The following is a 25,250-nucleotide window of genomic DNA, read 5'->3' on the forward strand; positions in this document are numbered from 1 at the left end:
CTCGTAGCGGCTCCTCGCCATCCGAGCGTAGCCTAGCTCTCCCCTGTTACACGGTGCTGCAGGGTGGAGGTTCCTGGCTATCCTCTGGATCACGGAGTGGCGTTGCGCTTCAAACAGACTACAAATCATGGAGAGTAATAGTGAATTTTAAAAATCAAATCGCATTAATTACCGGTGGTGCATCCGGTATGGGGAAAGCATCTGTACACTACTTACAGAAGCGTGGAATGCGAGTTGTAGCATGGGATAAACAGGAAGATGCCCAGAACGAAGCTGATTTATTTATCACTTGTGATGTAACCAGTGATGAATCAGTGGAAAAAGCAATGCAACAAACAATAGAACAATTGGGAACTCCAAGAGTTTGTATTAATTGTGCGGGAGTTGCTCCAGCAAAGCGGATTGTTGGAAAAGAGGGGGCTATGCCTTTGGCGGCCTTTAAACAGGTGATTGATATAAATCTTGTAGGAACGTTTAATGTCATGCGCGTGGCAGCGCATGCGATGACTCGTTTGGAGTTGGACAGTGATTCACAGGAACGTGGAGTTATTGTTAATACAGCCTCTATCGCTGCATTTGAAGGACAAATTGGGCAAGCGGCATATAGTGCGTCTAAGGGGGGAGTCGTTGCTATGACACTTCCAGCAGCACGTGAGTTAGCTCAGTGGGCGATTCGTATCAATACGATTGCTCCCGGATTAATCGCTACACCAATGTTACTGAATATGCCGCAAGAGGTACAAGATAATTTAGTAGCAACTATGACTTTTCCCAAGCGTTTTGGCAGGCCGGAGGAATTTGCTTCATTAGTGGCACATATTATTGAAAATCAAATGATTAATGGGGAAGTGATACGTCTGGATGGTGCACTGCGCATGCGGTAATCAATCGATGCTGTGTAGCCTGGATTAGGCACGCTAATCCAGGCTACACAGGACTTAGGCTACAGTCACTAAAAGTGTTTTTGCTTAAATTGAAGAGACTCTCTATCTAGGCTTCTTGATGATGAGTATTTTCTTGAGATGATTGTATATTTCCATTGGCAGTGTAAACGCTGATCGCATTTCCTTTATTTCCCGACAGGGTATTGACAATTTCTTGACGGATATAAAGGTTGTTGGTAATAATTTGTCCATTAACTGCATTTAATTCACGACAACGAGATAGAATTTCACCAAGTTTCGAATTTAATTGATTGATGAGCGCGGCTTCGTCCGCAGTAGAGTTTTTAAGAAATTCTGATAAAGCCAGATTCATAGGCTCATTGGGATTATTATGATGAATAAGCTGCATGCGTTGTTTGGCGCTTTCCTCCAATTTACTGGATAATTCCTGTTTTTTATTTGCAAACTCTTCAAGTCTATCGAATTGACGAGATGATAATATTTCTTTTTCTTCAGCCAACAATGAATTGAGTGACTCTATCCAATTAATTTCTTGTTCCAAATGATTACTTAAAGCGCTGATCTTATTATCCATATAATTGCCCTTAGAAATTAAGCAGGTTCTACATTTAACATTTTCATGGCAATTTTGTCACTATCAATTTGATAGTTTCCAAGTGCAATTTCTGATTTAAAATATAAAACACGAGCTTCATTGATTTCAGGAGCATCTTTAAGGGAATTTTTTATTGCTTCTAATTGTTTTGAGGTATCACTGATGCTGACAAGTGATGAGGGATCCTCAATCAAACGTTTAATTTGATCTTGATGTTTCGTTTTTAGACGATTGTCTGAATCTATAGTTTTTACCGGAGCTGCATCACTGATTTGATTAAACATAATTTATCCTCAATCACGTTCGACTTCTATATGTATCGGCTCTGTTTTAAAAATCTTTAGTAAATTTTTAATTTGAAGCTGTTTTCATTCTTATTGTCTTTCCACCGCAACACCGTGCTAACGTTGGAGATCCCTCGCTAGGCTCGTGACGACGTTATCTTAATTTATTAAAGAATAACATTAACTTTCTTTGGACCTGAGATCTGGGCTTCAATAATTTTTTTAGAGGATAAGTTGCGCACTTTAATGGTTTCGCCCAGTGAGCCCTCTTCCATAGCAACCCCATCCATACTAACCGTTAAATTGTTGTCATTTACAACAATTGAAACACGCTCACCTTTATTAATCAATTTTGCTGCTTCAATATTATGTGGATTCAGTGGACTGTTTGGCGGAATATTTATTTTGCAAATTTGTCCTATTAGGAGATCTTTTTCAGTATAATATCCATGATTTAATTTTTGTACATCCATTTCTGTTTCATAAATATCATCTCGGCTAATTCGGGTTCCTTTGATAAGCGCACGCTTTGCCACATATATTGTTTTTAATACAGTGATTTTAACAGGGACATACAAAGACCAGCGATTGTCATTTTCTTGGCATTTAATACCCATAGTACTCGTATTTAAGATAGGAGACTGATAAGGATTAAAAACAACTAAGTGATCTTCAGCACAGGCCTTGAGGTTTAAACGGGAATCAATTTTATCTGCGATTACCTGAATTTTTCCTTCTTTATATGAAGAAAGTTCATTACGAATATGTCGTTCTATCTTATTTGTTAATATTTCAGGCGACTGTATTGCATCAGAATACAATGCAGTGCTTGCAAAAAATAGTAAAACACTTAGTATGCATTTTTTCACAAAAAATCCCTCTTTGAGTAACTTGTTGTAATTAGCAAATACTATGCCAATTTTCAGGAGTATTACATGATGATACGTTTTAGCATTTATGCTGTAGCCTTATTGATGGTCCAATTTCCTGTTTATGCAGACAGTCATCATCCTCAAGAATTTTTAAAATCAATTAGTGGTGCCAAAAATGAAGGGGAACAAATTTATCACCATTTTTGTGCCAATTGCCATGCAAGTAAACCATTAATTTCCTTAGGGGCACCAAGAATTGGCGAGGAAGCGGATTGGAAAGAACGTTTAAAGCAAGGAATGAAAGTACTTTTTGAGCATACTAATGAAGGTTTAAATGCAATGCCCCCTAGGGGAGGATGCTTTGAGTGTACTGATAAACAGTTAATGCGTGCGATTCACTATATGCTCCCAAAACAACCAAAAAAATAATCATTAAATAGTCTTAAAGCTCACAAAAAAAGCATAATGTAAAAAAAATTTATAAAAAACCCTAAACCTATTTTTAAATCTCCCGATAAAGAAGAAAAAAAGAGGGAGAAATAAAGTGAAAAAATATCTAGTGTTAGTTCCAGTATGTGCTTTAGCTACATCCTGTGCTTCCATGGATAGATCAGTGCCTATAGTTGATGATGCGGGTTATACGCATTACACAATGAGCATGCACTCTGACCATAAAGGGGCTAATTATTTTCCTATGAAAAGACCTGCAACTGGGAAAAAGGTGATCGTATTTGATCCTAAAGCCACTGCCTGGGCAGCTTACGATAGAGATGGTAACAGGGTTAATACAGGTAGTGCTTCCGGGGGTAAAGATTTCTGCGAAGATGCAGGTAAACCATGCCGTACTGTCACCGGAACATATAGTATTTATTCTAAAAAAGGGGAAGATTGTACTTCCAGTATTTATCCCTTGGAAACACATGGTGGCGCAAGAATGCCTTATTGTATGCATTTCCATGGTGGTTACTCCATCCATGCAGCATATGAAGTACCCAACTACAACGCAAGCCATGGTTGTATCCGGGTTTTACCTAGCGCAGCAAAATGGTTAAACGAGGATTTCGCTGATATTGGTACTACAGTGATTGTTAAACCATACTAATCCGTTTGACAGCAGAAAGCGTTTTCAGCTTGTGTCAAATTAACGTTAATAAAAACATATCAATCTCCACAACTGCCCTGCATAAGCAGGGCTTTTTTTATTGGATCTGCTTATGATTCTACTTCCTTTCATTTTTAGTTACTCCCATCATCTCAAGTGCAACAAGGGATCTCCAAGTAACATAGCACTAAAACGAGCAGACCCTCGTTGCATTCGGGATTGGCAAGATGACGATGTGTAAACAGACCTAGTAGTCGTTTTTTCAAATAACACCTTGCTAATCAGAGAATCACAATTTACTATCCTATTTTTTAAAAACAGACATGTGGCATTATGATTCTTTGTATTGATGTTGGAAATTCTCATATCTATGGTGGCGTCTTTGATGGAGAAGAAATAAAGCTTCGTTTTCGCCATACGTCTAAAGTAACTACATCAGATGAACTGGGAATTTTTTTAAAAAGTGTATTAAGGGAGAATAATTGCTCGCCTGAAGCCATTAAACAAATTGGTATCTGTTCTGTAGTTCCTCAAGTTGATTATTCACTACGCGCGGCATGTGTTAAATATTTTTCTTTAGAGCCCTTTTTGTTACAAGCAGGGGTTAAAACAGGGCTGAATATCAAATATCGTAACCCTATAGAAGTGGGAGCTGACCGAATTGCTAATGCAATTGCTGCGACACATACCTATCCAAATCAAAACGTGATTGTGATTGATTTTGGTACCGCAACTACCTTTTGTGTCATTTCTGCGCAAAAAGCATATATGGGAGGGGCTATTTTGCCAGGGGTTAGACTTTCAGTAGACGCTTTATCAAAAAATACAGCAAAGCTCCCTGCCGTGGAAATAATAAAAATTGAAAATGCAGTTGGGCGTTCAACGATAGAGAGTATTCAGTCTGGTGTGTTTTACGGTGCGATTGGTGCATGCCGAGAATTGATTCAACGTCTGAAACAGGAAGCCTTTGGGAAAGAAAAAGCTCTGGTATTAGCTACGGGGGGATTTGCTTCTTTATTTGAAAAACAAGAGTTGTATGATCATCTCGTTCCTGATTTGGTTCTGCAAGGCATAAGATTAGCTGCGTTGATGAACAATTAATTAAGGGGACTTACCCTAATTAGGTCACTAAAAAATAACCGTGCAGCAATTACCATTTAATTTGAACTCATAATTTAGCAAATTATCCTAAGGGACCACCTGAGAAGCTGGATTAATTATTAAAATGAAGATTTATAAACTGTGTTAGCACGGTATTCTTGTTGGTTTACTTTAAAATATAGTTTTAAACTCTCCGGCATACTTTCTTTAATGTCTTCATGCAGCTCAAGAAATTTAGCTAAATTGCCATGCTCACCTTCAGGGGGGGCTTTTCCTTCTAAAAATTTTCCTAATAATTTGCCAAGCTGACTTCTTCTACCAAATAATTCTGAATCAAGAATTTTATTATGAACGAGGGCAGCAGCTTGAACTCGAATCAGCTCATCACAGTCCTTGTGCTCTGACAGTCGATTTAAAAATTTAATTTCTTGAGCTCTGTCGCTGTTTCGAAAAAGTTTTTTTATCCATGCCCAATCACCCCAAGATTGTGTGTATGCATCTTCATATAAAGAAGCAATAGATTTAATCGAGATTTCATTATGCTTGCCAAGGGAATTTATAATCTTTTTTTCAAACAGCGAACAAATTTCAGTTTTATAGGAGTCTATTTCCTGTTCCAAAAACTTATATTGCTCATTTAAATACTTAATTTGTTCCTGAAATTGCCCTCCAAGAAATCGACCAGCGGAAGCTAAATCAGAAGCCAATAGTTCTTGACAGTCTTTAAGAGTTTCTAGAGCTTGATAATAGTTTTTTACTGCTCTCTCGAATGTACCTTATTATCTACTTGCAATAACTTTGTTACCGCTTCGGTGAACTGTTTTTTTAATTGGTTAAATTCGAGTAAAACTACTTCGTATAACTGTATTTTGTCTTCCCACTTAGTTTTCTGGGTAATTTGATAGGGAACATGGCCGATGCCAATTCGCTCATTAACACGCTCCATCTCTGAAGAGTTTTGATATGGGTTACATTCAGCAAGGGATTCCCATATTGTTTCGAGTTTTTTTGTTAGGAGTTGAACTTGTGTTAGATTTTCGTTTTGACTCACTTTTTTGCTCCGGCTTCAAAAAGTAGTTTTTTAAAATCTTTATCTTATTAAATCTTATTCTCTATTGATTTTGTATATAAATTACCTGTTATGATTACATTTAACTCACCTAGATCATTAGTGCTTGTTCAATGAATTTTGTTGAATCTTTGCGGTTTGTCTTTACTTTTGTCCAGAGACATTTGGTTTAAATAAATCAATAACAGAAACTATAAAAGTGTATTCAATCCCGTCGTCTCAGCTGTACCTTAATACCACTGCTTTTGATCAAAAATTCCATACAACGCCCTGTTTTTGTTCATCTATTTTATAATTCCCAAATAAATTAATTAAAAAGTGGGTTTTTATCTTGACGCATGGAGAAATGTGTTTCTATAGTGTATAAAAGTGGGGTAAAATAATAAAAAAGTGGAGAATTGTGGAGGGAAAAAAACTTCCGCATAAATGAAAGCCATGTTTCGTGGAATAAATGCCATCACCATTGATACTAAAGGGCGCTTAGCTATCCCTACGCGTTATCGTTCCGCGTTGGGTGCTGAAGAAAAAACGCCTTTGGTGGTGACTATCGACACCGAGGAAACATGTTTGCTGCTCTACACGGCGAGTCAATGGCAAATAATTGAAAATAATTTGCAGAAATTACCCAGTTTTAATGCAGCAGCACGACGAATTCAGCGTCTATTGATTGGTCATGCGACTGATGTTGAGCTTGATGCAAATGGAAGGGTGTTGTTACCTACAGTTTTAAGAACTTATGCGCAGTTGGAAAAAGATGTAGTGATGATAGGCCAAGGAAATAAATTTGAAGTATGGAATAAGGATCTTTGGGAAACCCGGCGTGAACAGTGGTTGGCTGAGGAAAGCTCTGGAACTGGTGGGTTACCTGATGAAATGAAAACGTTTTCTTTGTAATGGAAACAATTAAATGGCAATGCATCAATCAGTATTACTTCATGAGTCAATAAAAGGCTTGGCCATTAAAAGTAGTGGCATCTATTTTGATGGTACGTTTGGTCGAGGTGGCCATAGTAGAGAAATTTTACGTCATTTAAATGACGAAGGTCGTTTGTATGCCATAGATAAAGACATAGATGCAATTGCGTATGCCACAGATCATTTGGGTCAAGATAAAAGGTTCCATATATTCCAAGGCTCATTTGCACGAATTGAGGAATTTGCTCGCGAAGCAGACGTGTTGGGAAAAGTGGATGGCATTTTGTTGGACCTAGGGGTGTCGTCACCGCAGCTGGATAATCCTGAAAGAGGTTTCAGCTTTATGCAGCAAGGGCCATTAGATATGCGCATGGACCTATCTCAACCTATGAGTGCTGCTCGATTTGTTAATGAGGCAGAAGCAGAAGAAATGGCTTCGGTGTTCAGGTTATACGGAGAAGAGCGTTTTGCAGGCCGTATTGCAAAGGCGATTGTGGCTGCTCGAAGTATTGCTCCCATTTCTACAACCTTGCAATTAGCGGAAATTGTGAAGGAAGCAAATCCAAAATGGGAAAAGCACAAGCATCCCGCAACTCGTGTGTTCCAGGCGATACGAATTCATATCAATCAAGAGCTAAACGATTTAAAGAGTTGTTTGGAGCAATGCATCAATGTTTTGGCACCCAAAGGTAGATTGGCAGTGATTAGCTTTCATTCTCTTGAAGATCGCATCGTGAAACAATTTATGCGTGATAAAGAACAAGGGGAAAAACCACCTCCGGAAGTACCTATCCGTCATGAAGAATTAATTACAAATTTTAAAAGAATAGGTAAGGCGATTATGCCACAAGAAAGTGAAGTAAAAGAGAACGTCAGGGCTCGAAGTGCTGTATTGAGAATAGGGGAGAAATTAGCATGAATGCTGCAGCGAGAGTAATCAATCAAGGGACTTTATTTAATGGTCAACTGGCAGATATGCAAATGTCGAAATCATTATACATGCTGATTATATTATTAATTGCTGTATTAGTGAGTGCTTTGGCGGTGGTATACAGTACCAATTCATATCGAGTGACTTTAAACAAAGTGGAGCAACAGGAACAATTAACACACTATTTGCAGTTGCAATGGGGACAGTTGCTTCTCGAACAGGCCAGCCTGGCTACCCCCGCACGAGTAGAGGAATTGGCTACCGAAAAATTACAAATGGTTTTACCAACCGCTAAAAATACTTACTGGTTACAAGCCCAGCAGTAGAAGTTTTTGTTTTAAACGAGTACCATTGGCTTTTAGTTTGAATAACGTAGCCTGGGCGTAATCCGGGAATTTTAGTGCAATAAAACCTGGGGTTTGGGACTGCACTTCATCGAGTTAATGGAAATTTCCCTTCTCCCTTCCTGGGAGAAGGTGCCTGTCAGGGCGATGAGGGGAGTATGGTGGCAATCTCCAGCTTTATCTCTCTCCATGGGGAGGGCGGGATTTCATTTAACTTAATGAAGATGCGGTTAATTTACCTAGGCTACAGATGGATAAATATCCATGAAAAACTCAACTCATTTAAATAGACTGATTGTAGTATCTTCCTTTTTTTCTCTGCTTTTGCTCGTTTTGATTTGGCGTATGGTTGATTTAACGGTACTTCATCGACAATTTCTACAAGGTCAAGGTAATGCGCGTAGCTTACGTGTTGTAGATATTCCTGCCCATAGAGGAATGATCATGGATAGGAATGGTACTCCATTGGCAATTAGTACACCGGTGGAATCTGTCTGGGTTAATCCTAAAGAATTTTCACCTGACAAAGAACAATTTATGTCTTTGGCTGAATACTTGAATTTGACTCCCAAACAATTAAGCAAAAAAATAGTAGATGCAGAAAATAAAGAATTAGAATTTCTCTACTTACAAAGGCAATTACCGCCTCCTTTAGCTAAAAAAATAAAGACATTAAAAATCCCTGGTGTTAATTTTCAGAAAGAATTCAAACGTTATTATCCTGACTCAGATAGCATCTCTCAATTGATTGGATTCACTAATGTGGATGATCAAGGTTTAGAGGGAATAGAGCTTGCATATCAAGATTGGTTGAAAGGTGTTGTTGGAAAAAAAAGAGTCATTAAAGATCGCTTAGGCCGAATTATCGAAGAGTTAGGGGTCATCAAAGAACCACGTCCTGGACGTGATATGGCTTTAAGTATTGATCGACGATTACAATATTTAGCGTACAGTGAATTAAACAAAACAGTTGAAGAGTTTGCCGCAAAATCCGGTTCTGTAGTCGTTGTTGATACAGAAAACGGTGAGATTTTAGCGATGGCTAATGTTCCTTCTTATAACCCTAATTCACGTGGACGTTACGATAAAGATACTTATAGGAACAGAGCAGTCACTGATACATTTGAACCTGGATCAGTGATTAAGACGTTTAGTATTGCCAGTGCTTTGGAAACCGGTTTGTTTTCACCAACAACAATTATTGACACGAATCCCAGTTGGATGATTGTTCATGGTCACACCGTTCGAGATATCCATAATTATGGTGTTCTGGATGTAACGGGTATTTTGCAGCACTCGAGTAACGTTGGGGTAACGAAAATGGTTTTAGCAAGTCCCCCAGAACAATTAATTGGCTTGTTGCAACGTTGTGGTTTTGGACAAAGAACTGAAAGTACTTATCCAGGCGAAAGTGAAGGGGGCATTGTTAGTGTCAAAGATGCGAATCCTTTTGTATTAGCTACTTTGAGTTTTGGTTATGGTTTGTCGGTTACTGCTTTGCAGCTCGCGAAAGCCAATATGGTTTTTGCAAATCAAGGGAAATTGATTCCTGTCACGTTACTGCATAATGATCCACCGACTCCAGGTATCCAGGTAATGAAACCAGAGACAGCGCATCAGGTTCTTTCCATGATGGAAGCTGTTTTGGGTAAAGATGGTACCGGGAGAGCAGCAAGGGTACCAGGTTATCGAGTAGCAGGTAAAACAGGAACAGCGCGTGTAGCAGGAAAAGATGGTTACAAAGATAGAAGATATACTGCGAGTTTTATAGGTATTGCTCCAGTTTCAAAACCCAAATTTGTTGTCGTTGTAATCATTCATGAACCTTCTCGTAAGGGTTATTATGCTGCAGCAGTTGCCGCTCCTTTGTTTGCTAAAGTCATGTCGGGAGCCTTGCGATTATTTAATATACCTACTGATGAGTTGGTTGGGTGATTTGATCTTGGGATAAGATTGTAATGTAGGCTACTTTAGAACAATTAGGAATAGTGATGAAACTTTCACAATTATTAAAACCATGGATGCCTCATATAAAATCGGATTGTACTATTACTGGTCTTGAAAATGACAGCCGTCGCATCCAGCCAGGTGATTTATTTATTGCTTATCCTGGGGCAGCCGCTGATGGTCGATTATTTATAGATAAAGCCGTGTCAGCAGGTGCAGTTGCGATTGCCTATGATCCTGCTCATTTTCCCGCGGGTTGCGTTTTACCTGAGACAATCCCATGTATTCCTGTTCCTGAATTAGCGACACAACTCGCAATAATTGCAAAACTGTTTTATGAGGATCCGGGTCGTTTTCTGTCAATAACTGGCGTAACCGGAACTAATGGTAAAACAACGATTGCTTATCAATTAGCTCAGGCCCATCATTTACTGGGGCAGGGAGCTGCATATATTGGCACTATTGGTCAAGGTAATGTAAATAAACTTCAACTTTTGGATAACACAACACCGGACTCCCTTTGTTTGCAAAAATTATTAAACCAATACAAAAATCAAGGTATAAGACAGGTTTGTATGGAAGTGTCTTCTCATGCGTTGGCACAACATCGTGTCGATGCTGTTGAGTTTAAACAGGCTGTATTTACCAATCTAACCCTGGATCATTTGGACTTTCATCTCAACATGGAAAATTATGCAATGGCAAAAGCACTGTTATTTGCTAGAGAGTCATTGCAATGGGCGATAATTAATCAAGATGATGCCTATCAACAAAGAATGGCAGCGGCGCTCAGGCCACATGTTAAAAAGTTGACCTATGGAATTCAACACGATTGTGATGTAAAAGCGGTAAATTGGTCTATGGATATTAATGGTACTGAAATTGAAGTGCATTCTCCTTGGGGACAGCATCAATTAAGGATAAAAGCTCTAGGACAATTTAATATATATAATAGTTTAGCCATATGGAGCAGCTTATTAGCTTCTGATTATGCACCTAAACAAATAATTGACGTCATGGCGCAATTAAAAGCTGCTCCAGGCCGCATGGAAATTGTTGCGAATGCACCTTATGTCCTTGTGGATTACGCACATACTCCAGATGCTTTGGAGAATGCTTTAACTACCTTAAATCAATTAAAAAAAGGACGTTTGTGGGTTGTATTTGGCTGCGGGGGAGATCGGGATAAAACTAAAAGACCTGTGATGGGCAGGGTTGCGAGTAAACTTGCAGATCAAATTGTAATTACCAGTGATAATCCGCGCACAGAAGATCCACAAGTAATAGTCAATGAGATAGCAGATGGAATTTCAAACCCATCAAATGTCATTCAACTCCTTAATCGTGAAGAAGCAATTGCATATGCCTTAAATGAGGCAGATGAGCATGATGTCATTTTGATTGCAGGGAAAGGGCATGAGGCTTATCAGCAAATTGGTAAGGTAAAACATACTTTTTCGGATCAGGATGTAGTGAAAAGATTAATCCAAAAATAAATATAAAAACCTAAATGGGTACTATAGAAACCGTAGATTGTAAAGCCCAGAATTTAACATTGTCGGATTAATTAAAAATTAACTCACCAGCGCTGGGCTTAACAGCCCAGCCTAAGTTTTCTTAGTGTTTGTGGATGTATTGCTTAAACTTCATTGGTGACATATCTACATAGTCTTTAATTGCGATTGCAAAAAGATTGGGATCACCTGTTTCGTAGAAGCACACTAACTCACCGTTTTTACCATGCTCGGGAATTCCTTGCGCAGTCAACTGGTCTAAAATGTCGTTAGTTATCTCGATGGTTTCTTCTTCAGATTCTGCTTCTACAGGGCCAATAGCAAATCCCCAGCTTGAAGAGGTGTTGTAGTTATTGATTGAATAACCAATAAAATAATTATAAGCCAGTTGGGAAGCCATTTCGATTCCTACTGACTGAATCTCATTGAGTTTAGGGCAAACTGCTTCCTCTGCAAAAGCAGATCCGGTAAGAACTAAAGCAGCTGCTAAAGTGGTTAATTTTGCTCTTAAAGACATAGTTTACTCCTTATTAAATCCAATTATTCCAATTTACTCCAGGTTCAATTCACCTATCGAACCTGGAGAGGTACCGCGTTGGTGATTTTACTTGTGGGCTTTTAACAAGTATTGCTTTAACTTCATTGGACTAATTGCATAACCTCTAACAGCAATAGAATAAACATAAGGATTGCCTGTATCATATAAACAAACTAATACATTTTCATCGAGTTCCAAAGGAAATCCAGGAGTAGTCATATTATTTAGAATTTGATTTGAAGCATCTACAGCATCTTCATCTGCATCAGCTTGTACTGGTCCAATAGCAAAACCCCATTCAGCAGATGAACCGAAGTTACTCATTGAATAACCGATGTAATAGTCATTACCAATTTGCTCAGCCATGGAGATTCCTTCTGCCTGAAGAGCACTCAGATCAGGACAACTTGCATCAATTGCAAAAGCAGACCCAGCCAGAACTAATGCTGCTGCAAAAGTAGATAATTTTACTCCTAAAGACATAACACATACTCCTTTGTTTTTTTTAAAAATCGCAAAAAGAGTATCATTTGATTTCATAATTTACAATGGACAATTTTTAGATTTATCCGTACCTATGAAGTCACTAATTAGTGATATTTATTGCCTTATTTTTCACTTTCCAAGCAATAACTTGGTTTCATTGTCCATAATCGATGGTATAGGATACCGAGAAAAATCATGACGCATTTGATGCTGTTTCCGCAAATTTAAGAAGGCGCTTTTTTGATCTAAAGCCTGTTTTAAGAAAAATGTTTCTTTAAGAGGGTTGTAAATAGTCAATATCGATTCGTACCAGAGTTCATTTTTTTCCAAATTTAAGCTCTGAGGTAACTCAGGTGCTGCAAATTGTGGAAGAGGTAGTCCTGCTATTTTATGTAATGTTGAGCTGACCATAGAAACCGCAGCATATTTTGCTTCGAGACTGTGGCCTGCGATATGAGGTGTACAAATGGTGGCTTTATCAATAATGCGTTTGTCTATCTCAGGCTCATTGAGGTATACATCAGTACAATAAATAAGTGGTTGTGAGGCGCGAAGGAGATCTTCTTCATTGACAATTCCACCACGTGCCGCATTGATAATGATGCAGCCTGGTTTTAAGTGGTTAAAAAAATCCAGATTAATTAAATTGGCACTTGGATAGGGTGGATTATGGTGTAATTCTGCATGGATGCATAAGAGGTCAGCCTGATATAATTCTTCTAAACTGCAACTATGAAAGTGCTCACGTGCAGCTTTAGGTGGATCATAGCTGAGAATTCGAAAACCAGCTGCCTGAAAACGAGCAGCCACCTGAGAACCTACCTTTCCAAGACCAATAATACCGGCAGTATTTCCATGTATAAGATGTTGTTGTTTTAATACGGCAAGACAGGCAACAACATAATCAGCAACCGCTCGTGCATTAGAGCCTTTAGCATCGATTATTTGAATGTTTTGGGAATTAAGCCAAAGATGATCGAGATGATCGGTACCGCTGCTCGCTGTAGCAACATAACGCACCGAATGATTTTTTAATAACGACTGATTTACTTTTAGCGTAGCACGGCATAAGAGCACATCTTTCCCAGCAAGTAATTGATTCACTTCCTCAGGATGATGATATTTCGTTAAATGAAAGGGTTTGGGAAAAGCTCGCTCCAACCCCGGAAGAGAGGCATCAGCAAGAATATTTATAGTCATTGCTTACTCCGCATCAAAAAACGTACCTCTTCTTTTTTTATCCGTTAGCTGCAAAAACAGTGTGTAGGGATATGAGTATTACCACACTGCTTCTATATCATTTTGTCTACTATCCATTCATATTTGAAAAATGGCACTTAGGGTGATTAGTCCCAGATTAATCAGTGGAGTCAATATCATACCAAGAACCCCAGTAAATACTAAAAGGATTAAGATAAAAAAACCGTAAGGTTCAATTTTTGCATAGGCAATAGCTTGTCTGGGAGGTAAAAGACTCATGACTACTCGACTGCCATCAAGTGGTGGGATAGGGAGAATATTTAATGCAGCTAAAATCAAATTAATGAATACTCCAGCTTGTGCAGTAGCATAAAGAAAGAGTACCGCCATCGAGGTGTTGGGGTTTAAGATTAGAGCAATTTTATCACAGGCAGCCCATAAAAAAGCCATTAAAATGTTTGAAAAAGGTCCGGCAAGTGTTACCAGGATCATATCTCGCCGAGGATGACGAAATTGGTTCCAATTAATGGGGACAGGTTTTGCGTAACCAATTACAAAGTTAAATTGAGTTAAAATACCAACCAATAAAGGTATAAATACTGTGCCTATTGGATCAATATGTCGAAGAGGATTTAAACTTAAACGACCAAACATTTTTGCAGTTGTGTCGCCACAACGATAGGCGACATAAGCATGAGCCGCTTCATGCAGGGTGATGGCGAGTAAAATGGGAAGAGCCCAAATACATATTTTTTGGATCAAAGTAAATTCTATCATTAAAAAAAACCTGTAATAAAGATATTCTGATTCTATCGAATAGTGGCTTTCAATAACAAGTATGGAAAGATATCAAAATATTCATCTTAGCTTATATACCTCATTTTTAAATCAATTTTCGAATTTGCATGCATCAAAATATTTTCCTTAAGTTACTGATTAAATTGAAGTCAGAAAGTTGATTGCTTGATCTGCCCGTGATAATATTCTGTCCGAAATTTAACTAGTCTAGGAGACAAAATGCCAACATTAAAAAAATTAACGCCGGAAGTGAAAAATGCCTTAGGTAACAAATATGATTTTCAAGCTCGATATGAAGGCTTAATTCAAAAAAGTAATGAGGGCCAACTGAAAGGCAATGAGGATGCAATTCAATATATTGATGACGTTGTGAAAAGATATAATATGATTAAAGGAACATCACCAAGCTCATCAGATTTACAAGCTAAAAAAGAGGCATATTTACCTTTACTCAGAGCACATGCAGCGGAAGTGGGTATCCATACTTTTTCTAAACCAGGAGATTTAGCATCTCGACTCAAAGAGCTGGATTTTGAACCGAGTAAAATCGAGGAAATTAGCAAAGGATTAGAGCAGGCCGGCGATGATGACTTACTCGCGATTCTCTCGTCATTGATCATAACCAGCGCCACCTGTGAAGAGGGTCAACACCACCACCATCATCACCATCGATCTGAAGTAATAGTATCAACTCCGGGTTATGGCTCTCATCATCACTATCACTGATAATTAAATCTTAGGAGAGCGGTCATGTTAGTGATGCAGGATTGCGCTATTGAGCCAGGCGATATTGTGTTTGTGGTCTCAAACAGCAGTAAACCTTTTATACGCTTTAAACAGGCCGCTCAATCACTAACGACCCCGGGCAACAAACATGGACATAGAGAAGTAGTTACAGTATTTGTTTGTACCGGTAAAAATAAATATGGTGTCATTTGTCATAATTACGAACGACAGCTATCTGTAACCACTGAAACTTTTAGTGCAAAACTTCAAGAAAAAACCATAGAGGAATTAACCACACTCCTTCTAAAGTATTGTGATAAAGAATTCACCTCAATCCAAATAAAGGAAGCCCTTTCACGCGGTACTATGTGGATGAGGAAATTGGCTGCTAAGATGACTGGAAGTGAGGATCCTGAACAATTAATTGAACAATTCCTTGCTGCATCCAAAGAGAATAAAGAGAGACTGATTCAGTTAGTGCTAGTATTCTGGCGAGCCTCAGGACAAGCAGAAATTCTTCCAGTGGTGAATTCAAGTCTTTTAGTATTTAAGCATACTGACACGAAACAACGGCAACAATTTCTAAGTGCTTATCAGCAACAAGTTGAAGTGACCAAACGATTTCATGAGCAAGGAAAAAGCCGTACCAGTTTCTGGGCCGTGCTCAAATCGTTGTTTCAATGGTCAAATAAGCAGGATCAACAAGACAGAGAACACCTTGCTCCTTCGGATGCAACCTTTTGTTCAAGTAACGTAATGCAAGTTTTAAACCAGGTTAATCCCGATCTTGTACACCGAGGAAGATATGTTTTACCAAAAACTTTGGAAGCAGGTCTTCGTGAAGCAACAAAAAGTAAAACGCGACCTGAAAAAGAATCACAGGATCAGTTCGATGATCTTGAAGAGATGATTGCAGCACAAGAACAATTTATCCCCCCATTTAAATTACAAATTTTACCTGTATCAGGCAAAAAATTGATGAGCACCTTACTCGCAACGGTAGATAAGGAAATTCAGCGCATTGAATCCAAATGGTGGATCAATCAGACGGATAGAGAAAAAGCGAGTGATTTGAAAACCCTTCTGTTGCCTTTTCGTAATCCCAAATATCAGGCTTATTGTGTTGAGTTACAGGTTGATATTGCTCTAGAGCTTATTGCAACGGTACTACCTACCCTGCAAAAAAAGACAGGCCTCCTGGGGGAATGGTTTCCATCAACTGCTTATTCCAATGTACGGGCATTTTTGCGTACTCAGGGTATTTTTGATGGAGATATCCGGGAGGCAGTAGAGAAGCTAAAAACGCATCCTTCAATCATATCGCAAGAAGAAATTCCAGAAGAGGTAGTGCAAGAACCATTGCCTACAGGTCAGATTTATATTTTTTCTGATTGGTCTTTTGCCAGCTGGCCAACAGATAAGCGTGCACAGTTGCTACAGTATATGAACCAATTAATTGCTAAAGGACATGCTTTATATACCTGGGAAAATGGCCAATTAGTCAAAATGAACAAAGAGTCCTTAAAAAGTGCGATTAATGGAGAGGATTTTGATGACTTGCTGGCTTCTAAATTAAAACCGGCAACACGAGCTGCCGTGCTTAAGCAAGCAGAGTATCAGCAGCTGAATACTGCTCAAGTCCACTTTCTTGATTATAAAGTTTGTCAAAAACTAGCAGATGATCATCAATCCATTGAAGCTCATCTTAATGTCGCGTCAATATTTTCTTCGAAACAGGATGAGTATCATTTGAATCAAACGAAGCTTGCACTCATTGATATTGAAATCGCCAATACTCAGGATGAAAATGAACAACTTAAATTGCAAGAACTGAAAAAGCGAATTGCAACATTAAACGATATAAAGCATAAAACATATCAAAGTGGTGTTGATACTAAGGCTTTTGTGACGCAACCACGATATAGAAAGCCAATATTTAAACCCGTTGATTTACTGACTTTTACACCTTCCACTAAGTATTATCGTGATGAGGTCTATTCCGATTTGGTGATTAACGAAAACCCATCCTCTCCATTCCAATATTATGAATTAGTAGGAATGAATGCCACTGAAAACCTGGCTGATTGTGACTATGAGTTTCACCCCGAGGGATTAAGTGAAGAACTCATCAAAAAAAGGAAGGATGAAGCAAATCTGGTTCTCTTAAAAGGAAAAAAAAGATTAAGTTTGACTTCTGATTGGCAGCCATTTCCTTCTGTGCATCCTGCTGAAACCTTGTTAGATATTGCCATTAACGGATTAAAAAGAGATGATTTTGAAATAAAGTACTCTAAAGAAAATCGTTTGCACTACATTCGCTTACTGAAACCAACTACAGAGCCTAGGGAAGCCAAAATCAATTTTTTGTTACGGATGCCCAAGCAGTATCGAGCACATCCTGTTTTTAATACATTAACCGCTCATCCAGAGCATCAAGAGATACATCGCTTATTAATGAAGTACCTTAAGTTTGGCAAAGATCATGGAAAATTAAGAAATGCCAAAGTTCATAATGGCAATGAATATCTTGATGAGGCCAGAGGATTGGCTGTTGGAAGTTGTCGTTTAAGAGCTATTGCCTTTAAAGAGGAAATGCAACGTTTGTATCCTGAAGTTCCTGTTTCTATTGTAGGCAACCCGGATCATTGTTTTATTGAAATGGAACTGGATGGTCAATGGGATAAATATTGTTTGGGTGGATATAGGGATACTCCGAGTTTGATTGAATCCTTCAAAGAGGATACCTTGACCTCGATGAACTCCGATGCGAAAAACCACCGATTCTTTGCTGAAAATGCGAAAACTCAATTGCCAGTGCAGGTTCCTGTTGCAGAAGAGGTGTTTGTTAAACGTTTTGCGTAGTGCGGTTGTGGCATTGTGGAAGCGAGGATCTGGTGATGAGTTCGCTCCGAGCTACAAAGCATCTAGACTATTACGTACAAAAGTTTAAACTAAAATAAAGTTCATTCCCAAAATAGAACATCAATGATTAACGTATTTGATGCACATTTCCATATTATCGATTATCGTTTTCCCCTGGTTGCTAACCACTCCTATCTACCTAATGCATTTACTGTTACTGATTACCTTGAAATTGCAAACCCGTTGCATATTGTTGGAGGGGCTGTTGTATCTGGTTCTTTTCAAGCGTTTGACCAAACCTATCTCGTTCATGCTTTGCAAACCTTAGGTCCAAATTTTGTTGGAGTGACCCAATTACCTGCGTCAGTAAGCGATGAACAAATTATTGAATTAAATGAACAAGGGATTCGCGGTATACGATTTAATCTAAAACGTGGTGGTTCAGAAACAATCGAACATTTAAAGGACATGGCGCATCGAGTTTATGAGATCGCTCACTGGCATGTTGAATTATATGTCGATTCTACAGAGCTTACTGGATTAACCGATCTCTTACTTCGTTTACCTGTTCTGAGTATTGACCATATAGGGCTGTCCAAAAGAGGACTTTCTGAATTATTTAGCCTTGTAGAGCAAGGCGTCAAAGTCAAAGCATCTGGATTTGGGCGAGTTGATTTTGATGTGGCTAAAATTTTAAAAATGATTGCTTCGATTAATCCTGACGCTTTGATGTTTGGTACTGATCTTCCCTCAACACGTGCGCCACAGCCTTTTAAAAAAGAAGACATTACCCTTATTTTGGATGCATTTGATGAGCGCATGGCAAAAAAAATTTTATTAACTAATGCGATTGAGTTTTATCGTCTGCAACTATAGCCTGGGTAAAGCGTACTGCCATTAAGTTTAGATTTTTAATCTTAAGCCCCGAGACGGCGGGTGATTTTCTCTAACTTAAGGTCAGTGGTTCTTCACCCAGACGACATTTGAAAATTTTTTCATTGTTTCTCGGCTATATCGAAGCTCGAGAAAATCGGGTTATATCATAAGCTAATAATTTAAAATAATCATAAGACATATAGAATTCGCCATAATCTCCTACCGAGGTTCCCCATGAGTTGCGTAAGAACAATAATCCTTTATGCTTTACTCCGTTATTATCAACTGCAACCGCATCATCATCATACCCGGTAATGACCATTTCATGAGCCGATTCTACTGTGTCGACACCTGCTAAAATTTCTGGAGTTAATACCCATGTATCTTTGTAGATCCAGGTCTTATATTTAGCAACTGCTCCAACAAACCCTAAATCAGTACGTGGAAGAAGTACTGCAAAAGCCAATCTATCACCAGCATTCAGCGCCTGTTTGACACTGTTTAAATTTTTCTCAGGAGCATTTCTTTGGTATAGATCAGACCAATTAACCTCTTTCCCCAAAATAGGTTCACTGAGTGAACTAAATTTTTCAGGTGCCATAAAAGACTCAGGATCATGTTCTGAGTATGTGGGATATTGGGTTAGGCCGCCGCAACCAAATTTTAGTTGTTTGACCTTATTAACGATTCCATAATATTCCATTTGGGCTATCACGTAATTTGCATAACTTCCATCCCAGCCACTTGGACCGTAACCGTAGCTTTCCAAATAACTGCCTAACTGTAAGTTACACAATTGGCTAATATAATCACCTTTGTTCATCGTGGCATCAAGTGCGGCAGTTACTGCAAATGTCACACAGGTTCCATGTATTCCTTGATCCAATACAGGCACATTATTCATACCCAGTTTAATATTATTGGGCATCGGTGAGCTATTGGATGAGGTATAGGCAAATTGATGCGTATGTTCCAAAGCATTTTTAGCATTGTTGCTCAGAAGATTTTTGGCTTCGTCTGATAACTGCACGTGCAGTAATTGAATGATTTTTTCATCTTTTACAGGAGCATCTTGCAACACACTTGCGTTCCCTTGTTTTATAGTCTGCTGTAATGTTCCAACAACCGTAATATCCTCAGCAAAAGCACTCTGGATGACTAATAATGTAAAAATTAACCCTTTGATTGAGCCAATGGACCGCTTTGTTAAATCCATAATAATCTATTTCCCAAATTAAAATTTGAAGTCGAATTGTTGTTCTTTTTGATCTTATTGTCAACAAATCAAAGGGTTCATATTTTTTACTTTTATCAACAAATCTTCGCGGATTACTCGGTGGAAGAGATCTTTATTAAGTTTTATTGAATAGCTACAATAGATGAAAAATTCTGTGGCTATAGGGACATGTCAATAATTGATAAAATCTTAGGAAAACCGCTCTCTTTAAGATCCAGGAAAAGGCAAGAGCTGTCGGTATTCACAGGGGTTCCAGCCCTCGGATTAGATGCATTGTCTTCAACAGCTTATGGTCCCGAAGCAGCGTTAGCCGTTCTATTGCCGGCAGGGGTAATCGGGTTGCAGCATTTTTTTACTATTTGCCTATTAGTCGTTCTTGTGCTTATGTCTTTGTATTTTTCATATTTACAAACAACAGCGGCATATCCCCAAGGAGGAGGGGCTTACATTGTTGCCAGTGACAATTTAGGTAAAAAATATGGTGTTGGAGCTGCGATTTCCTTAATACTTGATTATTTATTAAATGTTACCGTCGGTATATCAGCGGGCGTTGGTGCCATAGTTTCGGCAATTCCTGCTTTGCAACCTTATACACTTACATTGTGTCTTGTCATTTTACTCATGCTTACGGTAATCAATTTACGTGGAATCCGTGAAACGGGAAGACTTTTAGTTGTTCCAGTATTTGTTTTTATATTGTGTATGTTAATAGCGCTGTTTGTAGGATTAGTCGATGTTTGGACTCATGGCGGACATCCACAACCTCTACAAGACTTAACACAAAATCAAACAAACTTGACTGAAACATTAACCTTGTGGATGTTGCTAACTGCTTTCGCTAATGGTTTAACCGCGATGACAGGAGTAGAAGCAGTCAGTAATGCAGTGCCGTTGTTTCGTAAACCGACTATTCGAAATGCACAATGGACATTGACTCTAATTGTTGGCACGCTCGCTCTATTTTTAATCTTCATTGGCTATCTTTGCCCAGCTTATCATATTGTAGCCATGGATCAGAATAAACCTGGGTATCGAACCATACTGTCCCAACTCGTTGAAGCGTCTACAGGTAAGGGTGTTTTTTACTATATTTCGATTGCCAGTATTTTTACTGTTCTTGCCTATTCAGCGCAAACCAGTTTTTCAGCTTTTCCGAGGGTATGTCGCTTCCTTGCTGAGGATAATTATTTACCTCATTTTTTTGCTGAGCGAGGTAGACGTTTGGTGTTCTCTGTCGGAATTATTATTTTGGCCTTTTTTTCTGGAATCATTCTGATTGCTTTTAAAGGAATTACGAATAATCTGATTCCATTATTTGCTGTGGGTGCCTTTAGTGCCTTTCTTTTTTCCCAGACTGGGATGGTAGTCTATTGGTTACGTCAGGAAAATCGAAAAGTACGATACAAATTAGTCATCAATGCATTGGGGGCTGTAGTTACTGGCATTGCACTTTTTATTATTATTGTTACAAAATTTATCCAAGGTGCTTGGATAATTGTTGTTCTTGCCCCTGTGCTTGCTTTATTAATGCACCGGATTAAACATCATTACGAACGAATTGCTCAGGAAATTGAAAATCCAATCAAAATAGATTCTCTTTCTCTAAAACCTCCTGTTGTCATTATTCCAATTCATGGTGTGGATTTAATCGCAGAAAAAGCAATTCAATTTGGAATGTTGCTCTCAGATGATATTACGGCTGTTTATATTGATGCAGGATATGATGATGTGGAGCGCCTGCAGCAGCTTTGGCATGAAAAAATTGAAATACCTGCCAGAAAGACGGATAAGGGGATTCCTAAACTGGAAATCATTAAATCACCTTATCGCCGTATTTATAAACCATTATTAAATTTTGTGAATAAGGTGAGAAAAGAGAGGAAAAATAGACTGATTGCTCTTATTATACCTGAGTTAGTAGAACCTAAATGGTATGAGTACTTATTACATAATATTCATGCGCCAGGATTACGTGCTTTGCTATTTTTAGAGCGCGATCCCCGCATGATTGTTATTACAATACCTTGGTATTTACGTGAATAATAAAATAAGGATTGATTGATGACACAATTTGAAACGTTATTTCATTTTATGAAAAAACCCTGGGTTATAATTATTTATGCAATTTTGGTTATTTTGGCCTATCATTTTGTAGATAAAGCTGTGGCAACTTACTTTTATCAATTAGCTCTTGGAACCAAGCTGCCATTTTTAGAACTACTGACTGCTTTAGGAAAATGGGTTGCTTATATCATTTTGTTTCTTATTGCGGGATTGTATTTCCGATATATTCAAGTGAATGCTGTATATGAAGCGCGATCTTGGTATCTGTTAGGTTGTGTATTTTTAGCCAATTTAGTGTGTTTGATTTTAAAAGTTACATTAAGCCGAGCTCGTCCTGAGTTATTATTTTCAAGTAATGAATTTGGTTTTTATTGGTTTAAATTAAGTTCAAACTATTGGTCTTTACCTTCAGGACATACAACGACAGTTATTAGTTTGGCCGCGGGATTGGGTACAGTCTTTTCTCGATATTTTTATGTTTTACTTGTTATTGCGCTATTCGTTGTGGCATCTAGAGTCTTGCTATGTTTTCATTATTTGAGTGATGTGATGAGCGCATTTTATATTACTCTGTTGGTTGTTGGCTTTTTTACAGAATATCTTAAACGGAAAAATTGGTTTAAAAAGATGGATTGTACTGTTTGATAACTCGGGATCCCAGATCTCGAAGTTGACTGAGTTTTTACCGGTATCGATCCTAGCCAATCTAGGGAGAGGTTATGACTATAGAGACTGAATTAAAAACTCTGGTTAGTGTTTATGCCAGTTTTGATGAAGAAAACAAATGTTATATCAGTGATTTGAATCAAGAGGCCCTTTTACGTCTGGATGCTGATTTTATTAAGTTAATTAATAAATTATTGCTAAAAGAGGGCCCAGAAAAAGCAAAAATCAAAAAAAATTATAAAAATTTATCTTTGTTTTTTCATCCGGATCTTATATCAAAATTCTGTCCAGAAGCTAAATGGCTCGAAAAGAATTTATCTGAAAATCGTAACGATGGGGCTTGTTTTAAAACATTAAGTCTCTGCTATGAGAAATTAATGTCTCCTCAGGATTTTAAACCGCTTAAATTTGAAGACATTTCAAGTCGAGAAGATCTTAAAAAATGGTTAGAACACTTAAAAAATACTTCCAGAACATTTACTGAACGTAATTTATACGTGGGCCTTTTGGGTTTGTTCGATCAATCTACGGGTTATTTTGATGAAGTAGGTAAGATAAAACCCAAAGGCGTACGGGCGTTAATTTCATTTTTACCGATGGTTTTCATCAGTTTTGGTACCTTTGTTTTTGCTGAAGAACTATTTGCTGTTTACGCACTTTATTTTGCTTTATTGAAGAGCGGACAATATATGGAGAGTAGCAATTCAAAAGAATTACAGAGTCTTGGCAGTACCTTGCAAAAAATTACTATGGTCTCGGCTACGGCTACGACAACTTTATTGGTACGCCTCGTTGAAATGACCTTTTGGGCATCACGACAGTGTTATGAGATGAGTTTGCATATAGGTTCTAGTCTTTTGACCCCACTAATTTCTTCTTCTGAAGATCAATTTGATGGCACAATGGCAGATGAAAACTTATGTCGGGAATTAATTCTTGCCAGCCAAAATCAAAGTATCAGCGATAATTTTAAAACACCACAATTAAAAATGATCGCAGCACCTATCGAATCCTATCTCGGATTATTGGAACAACAATTTTTTAGAAATTGGAGGGCCGGAGGAGAGAAGTATCGAGCCTTAGACTCGTTTTTGCTCACTATGCGTGTATTGGATAAAGATGATGACTTATTGGTTGAACAAAAAATAGCGAAGGCACATGAGGCATTAGAAAAAGTTAAAAAAAAACCTAATGTTTATACTGAGGGAGGAAAAACTGCTTTAGCTGTCGATAGAGCGGAACGTGTAATTAGTCTGCTTCAAGATAATTTTGAGATGCAGCCTGCTTTAAGTAAGTCCTAATTTTTTTATAATGAATATATTTTTACCGCCAGTAGACTCAACTTTTAATCGTTATCTCAGCAACGATGAAGGGATCAAATTCAGCTTAAATAGAAATACCCACTTGAATTTGGCACAGTATCTCTGGCAAGATGCGTTTGTTTTGATTATCCAGTGAGGAATTATGAAAATTCTCGTGGCAGTGAAGCGTGTAATCGATCCTTATGTGAAAATTCGGGTCAAGTCGGACCATTCCGGAGTTGAAACACAAAATATTAAAATGGCAATGAATCCATTTGATGAAATTGCTGTAGAGGAAGCGTTACGTTTACGCGAAAAAAATTGGGCGACCGAAGTGATTGCAGTGAGTATCGGCGGCGACAGCTCACAGGAAACTCTAAGACATGCTTTGGCCTTAGGGGTAGATAAAGGAATATTGGTTCAAACCCACGAGTCATTGGAAAGCCTTAATATCGCCAAAATATTAAAAAAGATTGTCGATGATGAAAAGCCTGATTTAGTATTGATGGGTAAACAAGCTATTGATGGGGATAATAATCAAACCCCACAAATGTTAGCTGCCCTATTAAATTGGTCACAGGCTACCTATGCTTCCAAAATTGAAGCACATGCGGACCACCTTGAGGTAACTCGTGAGATTGATGGCGGACTCGAAACAATCAGCGTGCATTTGCCAGCTGTAGTGAGTACGGATTTACGTTTAAATGAGCCACGATATGCCAGCCTACCCAATATTATGAAAGCCAAAAAGAAACCTTTGGATGTTTTAGAATTAGATAGCCTTGGATTGTCACTTAAAAAACATGTTGAGATATTAAAAGTTACTGCACCTGCAGTTCGCAGTGCTGGAGTGAAAGTTGAATCAGTGACTGAGTTATTGGATAAATTACAGCATGAAGCCAAAGTGCTTTAATAAG

Annotated in this window: 26 protein-coding genes; 16 read left to right on the forward strand and 10 right to left on the reverse strand. The window is 38.3% G+C overall.

Annotated features, from left to right (window positions below; translation table 11 throughout):
- The first annotated feature begins 140 nt into the window (after nt 1–140).
- A complete protein-coding gene (locus EL022_RS07870; RefSeq protein WP_028382214.1) occupies nt 141–884 on the forward strand; it encodes an SDR family NAD(P)-dependent oxidoreductase in 744 nt (247 codons plus the stop codon).
- 106 nt (nt 885–990) lie between these two features.
- On the opposite strand, the gene EL022_RS07875 is transcribed toward EL022_RS07870, so the two are convergent.
- The 3 genes from EL022_RS07875 to flgA all read right to left on the reverse strand — a co-directional run bounded on the left by EL022_RS07875 (nt 991) and on the right by flgA (nt 2,653).
- Nucleotides 991–1,479 (reverse strand): flagella synthesis protein FlgN, encoded by a 489-nt coding sequence (locus EL022_RS07875; RefSeq protein ID WP_028382213.1) that lies wholly within the window; start codon nt 1,477–1,479, stop codon nt 991–993.
- 17 nt (nt 1,480–1,496) lie between these two features.
- Complete coding sequence (flgM, locus tag EL022_RS07880) at nt 1,497–1,784, reverse strand: flagellar biosynthesis anti-sigma factor FlgM (RefSeq protein WP_028382212.1); 288 nt, start codon at nt 1,782–1,784, stop codon at nt 1,497–1,499.
- Between the two features lie 167 nt (nt 1,785–1,951).
- On the reverse strand, nt 1,952–2,653 hold the full coding sequence (gene flgA / locus EL022_RS07885) for a flagellar basal body P-ring formation chaperone FlgA (protein WP_028382211.1): 702 nt from the start codon (nt 2,651–2,653) through the stop codon (nt 1,952–1,954).
- 66 nt (nt 2,654–2,719) lie between these two features.
- Here flgA and EL022_RS07890 point away from each other — a divergent pair, with 66 nt between their 5' ends.
- The 3 genes from EL022_RS07890 (at nt 2,720) to EL022_RS07900 (ending at nt 4,859) form a co-directional block, all read left to right on the forward strand.
- A complete protein-coding gene (locus EL022_RS07890) occupies nt 2,720–3,085 on the forward strand; it encodes a c-type cytochrome (protein ID WP_028382210.1) in 366 nt (121 codons plus the stop codon).
- A gap of 115 nt (nt 3,086–3,200) precedes the next feature.
- A complete protein-coding gene (locus EL022_RS07895; protein WP_028382209.1) occupies nt 3,201–3,758 on the forward strand; it encodes a L,D-transpeptidase in 558 nt (185 codons plus the stop codon).
- Between the two features lie 333 nt (nt 3,759–4,091).
- Nucleotides 4,092–4,859, forward strand: coding sequence for a type III pantothenate kinase (locus EL022_RS07900; RefSeq protein ID WP_028382208.1), 768 nt, complete (start codon nt 4,092–4,094; stop codon nt 4,857–4,859).
- Nucleotides 4,860–4,978: 119 nt separating this feature from the next.
- Here EL022_RS07900 and EL022_RS07905 read toward each other — a convergent pair whose 3' ends face one another.
- Nucleotides 4,979–5,566 carry a hypothetical protein gene (locus tag EL022_RS07905; RefSeq protein WP_028382207.1) on the reverse strand — a complete coding sequence of 196 codons (588 nt, stop codon included), beginning with the start codon at nt 5,564–5,566 and terminating at the stop codon, nt 4,979–4,981.
- A 47-nt stretch (nt 5,567–5,613) separates the two neighbouring features.
- Complete coding sequence (locus EL022_RS07910; RefSeq protein ID WP_028382206.1) at nt 5,614–5,910, reverse strand: hypothetical protein; 297 nt, start codon at nt 5,908–5,910, stop codon at nt 5,614–5,616.
- 453 nt (nt 5,911–6,363) lie between these two features.
- On the opposite strand from EL022_RS07910, the gene mraZ reads away from it, so the two are divergent.
- The 5 genes from mraZ (at nt 6,364) to EL022_RS07935 (ending at nt 11,561) form a co-directional block, all read left to right on the forward strand.
- On the forward strand, nt 6,364–6,822 hold the full coding sequence (gene mraZ, locus EL022_RS07915) for a division/cell wall cluster transcriptional repressor MraZ (protein ID WP_028382205.1): 459 nt from the start codon (nt 6,364–6,366) through the stop codon (nt 6,820–6,822).
- A 13-nt stretch (nt 6,823–6,835) separates the two neighbouring features.
- On the forward strand, nt 6,836–7,762 hold the full coding sequence (gene rsmH / locus EL022_RS07920; protein WP_028382204.1) for a 16S rRNA (cytosine(1402)-N(4))-methyltransferase RsmH: 927 nt from the start codon (nt 6,836–6,838) through the stop codon (nt 7,760–7,762).
- A complete protein-coding gene (gene ftsL, locus EL022_RS07925) occupies nt 7,759–8,100 on the forward strand; it encodes a cell division protein FtsL (RefSeq protein WP_028382203.1) in 342 nt (113 codons plus the stop codon). Before rsmH ends, ftsL begins: the two co-directional genes overlap by 4 nt.
- Nucleotides 8,101–8,382: 282 nt before the next feature.
- Entirely contained in the window at nt 8,383–10,053 is a 1,671-nt protein-coding gene (locus EL022_RS07930) for a peptidoglycan D,D-transpeptidase FtsI family protein (RefSeq protein WP_028382202.1), read from the forward strand.
- A gap of 56 nt (nt 10,054–10,109) precedes the next feature.
- Nucleotides 10,110–11,561 (forward strand): UDP-N-acetylmuramoyl-L-alanyl-D-glutamate--2,6-diaminopimelate ligase, encoded by a 1,452-nt coding sequence (locus EL022_RS07935; protein WP_028382201.1) that lies wholly within the window; start codon nt 10,110–10,112, stop codon nt 11,559–11,561.
- 121 nt (nt 11,562–11,682) lie between these two features.
- Here EL022_RS07935 and EL022_RS07940 read toward each other — a convergent pair whose 3' ends face one another.
- The 4 genes from EL022_RS07940 to EL022_RS07955 form a co-directional block, all read right to left on the reverse strand.
- Nucleotides 11,683–12,096 carry a DUF4949 domain-containing protein gene (locus EL022_RS07940; protein WP_028382200.1) on the reverse strand — a complete coding sequence of 138 codons (414 nt, stop codon included), beginning with the start codon at nt 12,094–12,096 and terminating at the stop codon, nt 11,683–11,685.
- A gap of 87 nt (nt 12,097–12,183) precedes the next feature.
- Entirely contained in the window at nt 12,184–12,600 is a 417-nt protein-coding gene (locus tag EL022_RS07945; RefSeq protein WP_028382199.1) for a DUF4949 domain-containing protein, read from the reverse strand.
- Nucleotides 12,601–12,732: 132 nt separating this feature from the next.
- Nucleotides 12,733–13,797: a 4-phosphoerythronate dehydrogenase gene (locus EL022_RS07950; RefSeq protein ID WP_028382198.1), complete on the reverse strand. Its 1,065-nt coding sequence runs from the start codon at nt 13,795–13,797 to the stop codon at nt 12,733–12,735.
- A 123-nt stretch (nt 13,798–13,920) separates the two neighbouring features.
- Nucleotides 13,921–14,580: a site-2 protease family protein gene (locus tag EL022_RS07955; protein WP_028382197.1), complete on the reverse strand. Its 660-nt coding sequence runs from the start codon at nt 14,578–14,580 to the stop codon at nt 13,921–13,923.
- Between the two features lie 240 nt (nt 14,581–14,820).
- Here EL022_RS07955 and EL022_RS07960 point away from each other — a divergent pair, with 240 nt between their 5' ends.
- The 3 genes from EL022_RS07960 to EL022_RS07970 all read left to right on the forward strand — a co-directional run bounded on the left by EL022_RS07960 (nt 14,821) and on the right by EL022_RS07970 (nt 19,065).
- Nucleotides 14,821–15,327: a hypothetical protein gene (locus tag EL022_RS07960; RefSeq protein ID WP_028382196.1), complete on the forward strand. Its 507-nt coding sequence runs from the start codon at nt 14,821–14,823 to the stop codon at nt 15,325–15,327.
- A gap of 24 nt (nt 15,328–15,351) precedes the next feature.
- Nucleotides 15,352–18,189 (forward strand): hypothetical protein, encoded by a 2,838-nt coding sequence (locus tag EL022_RS07965; protein WP_028382195.1) that lies wholly within the window; start codon nt 15,352–15,354, stop codon nt 18,187–18,189.
- Between the two features lie 123 nt (nt 18,190–18,312).
- Nucleotides 18,313–19,065, forward strand: a complete 753-nt coding sequence (locus EL022_RS07970) for an amidohydrolase family protein (RefSeq protein WP_028382194.1) — start codon at nt 18,313–18,315, stop codon at nt 19,063–19,065.
- Between the two features lie 133 nt (nt 19,066–19,198).
- On the opposite strand, the gene EL022_RS07975 is transcribed toward EL022_RS07970, so the two are convergent.
- Complete coding sequence (locus tag EL022_RS07975) at nt 19,199–20,281, reverse strand: C1 family peptidase (RefSeq protein WP_028382193.1); 1,083 nt, start codon at nt 20,279–20,281, stop codon at nt 19,199–19,201.
- Nucleotides 20,282–20,470: 189 nt separating this feature from the next.
- Here EL022_RS07975 and EL022_RS07980 point away from each other — a divergent pair, with 189 nt between their 5' ends.
- The 4 genes from EL022_RS07980 (at nt 20,471) to EL022_RS07995 (ending at nt 25,246) form a co-directional block, all read left to right on the forward strand.
- A complete protein-coding gene (locus tag EL022_RS07980; RefSeq protein WP_028382192.1) occupies nt 20,471–22,345 on the forward strand; it encodes an APC family permease in 1,875 nt (624 codons plus the stop codon).
- 18 nt (nt 22,346–22,363) lie between these two features.
- On the forward strand, nt 22,364–23,011 hold the full coding sequence (locus EL022_RS07985) for a phosphatase PAP2 family protein (RefSeq protein ID WP_028382191.1): 648 nt from the start codon (nt 22,364–22,366) through the stop codon (nt 23,009–23,011).
- Nucleotides 23,012–23,085: 74 nt separating this feature from the next.
- Nucleotides 23,086–24,333 carry a hypothetical protein gene (locus tag EL022_RS07990; protein WP_028382190.1) on the forward strand — a complete coding sequence of 416 codons (1,248 nt, stop codon included), beginning with the start codon at nt 23,086–23,088 and terminating at the stop codon, nt 24,331–24,333.
- A 163-nt stretch (nt 24,334–24,496) separates the two neighbouring features.
- Nucleotides 24,497–25,246: an electron transfer flavoprotein subunit beta/FixA family protein gene (locus EL022_RS07995; protein WP_028382189.1), complete on the forward strand. Its 750-nt coding sequence runs from the start codon at nt 24,497–24,499 to the stop codon at nt 25,244–25,246.
- The last annotated feature ends 4 nt before the right edge of the window (nt 25,247–25,250 follow it).

It is taken from the genome of Legionella cherrii (assembly GCF_900635815.1).
GTDB classification, from domain to species: Bacteria; Pseudomonadota; Gammaproteobacteria; order Legionellales; family Legionellaceae; genus Legionella; species Legionella cherrii.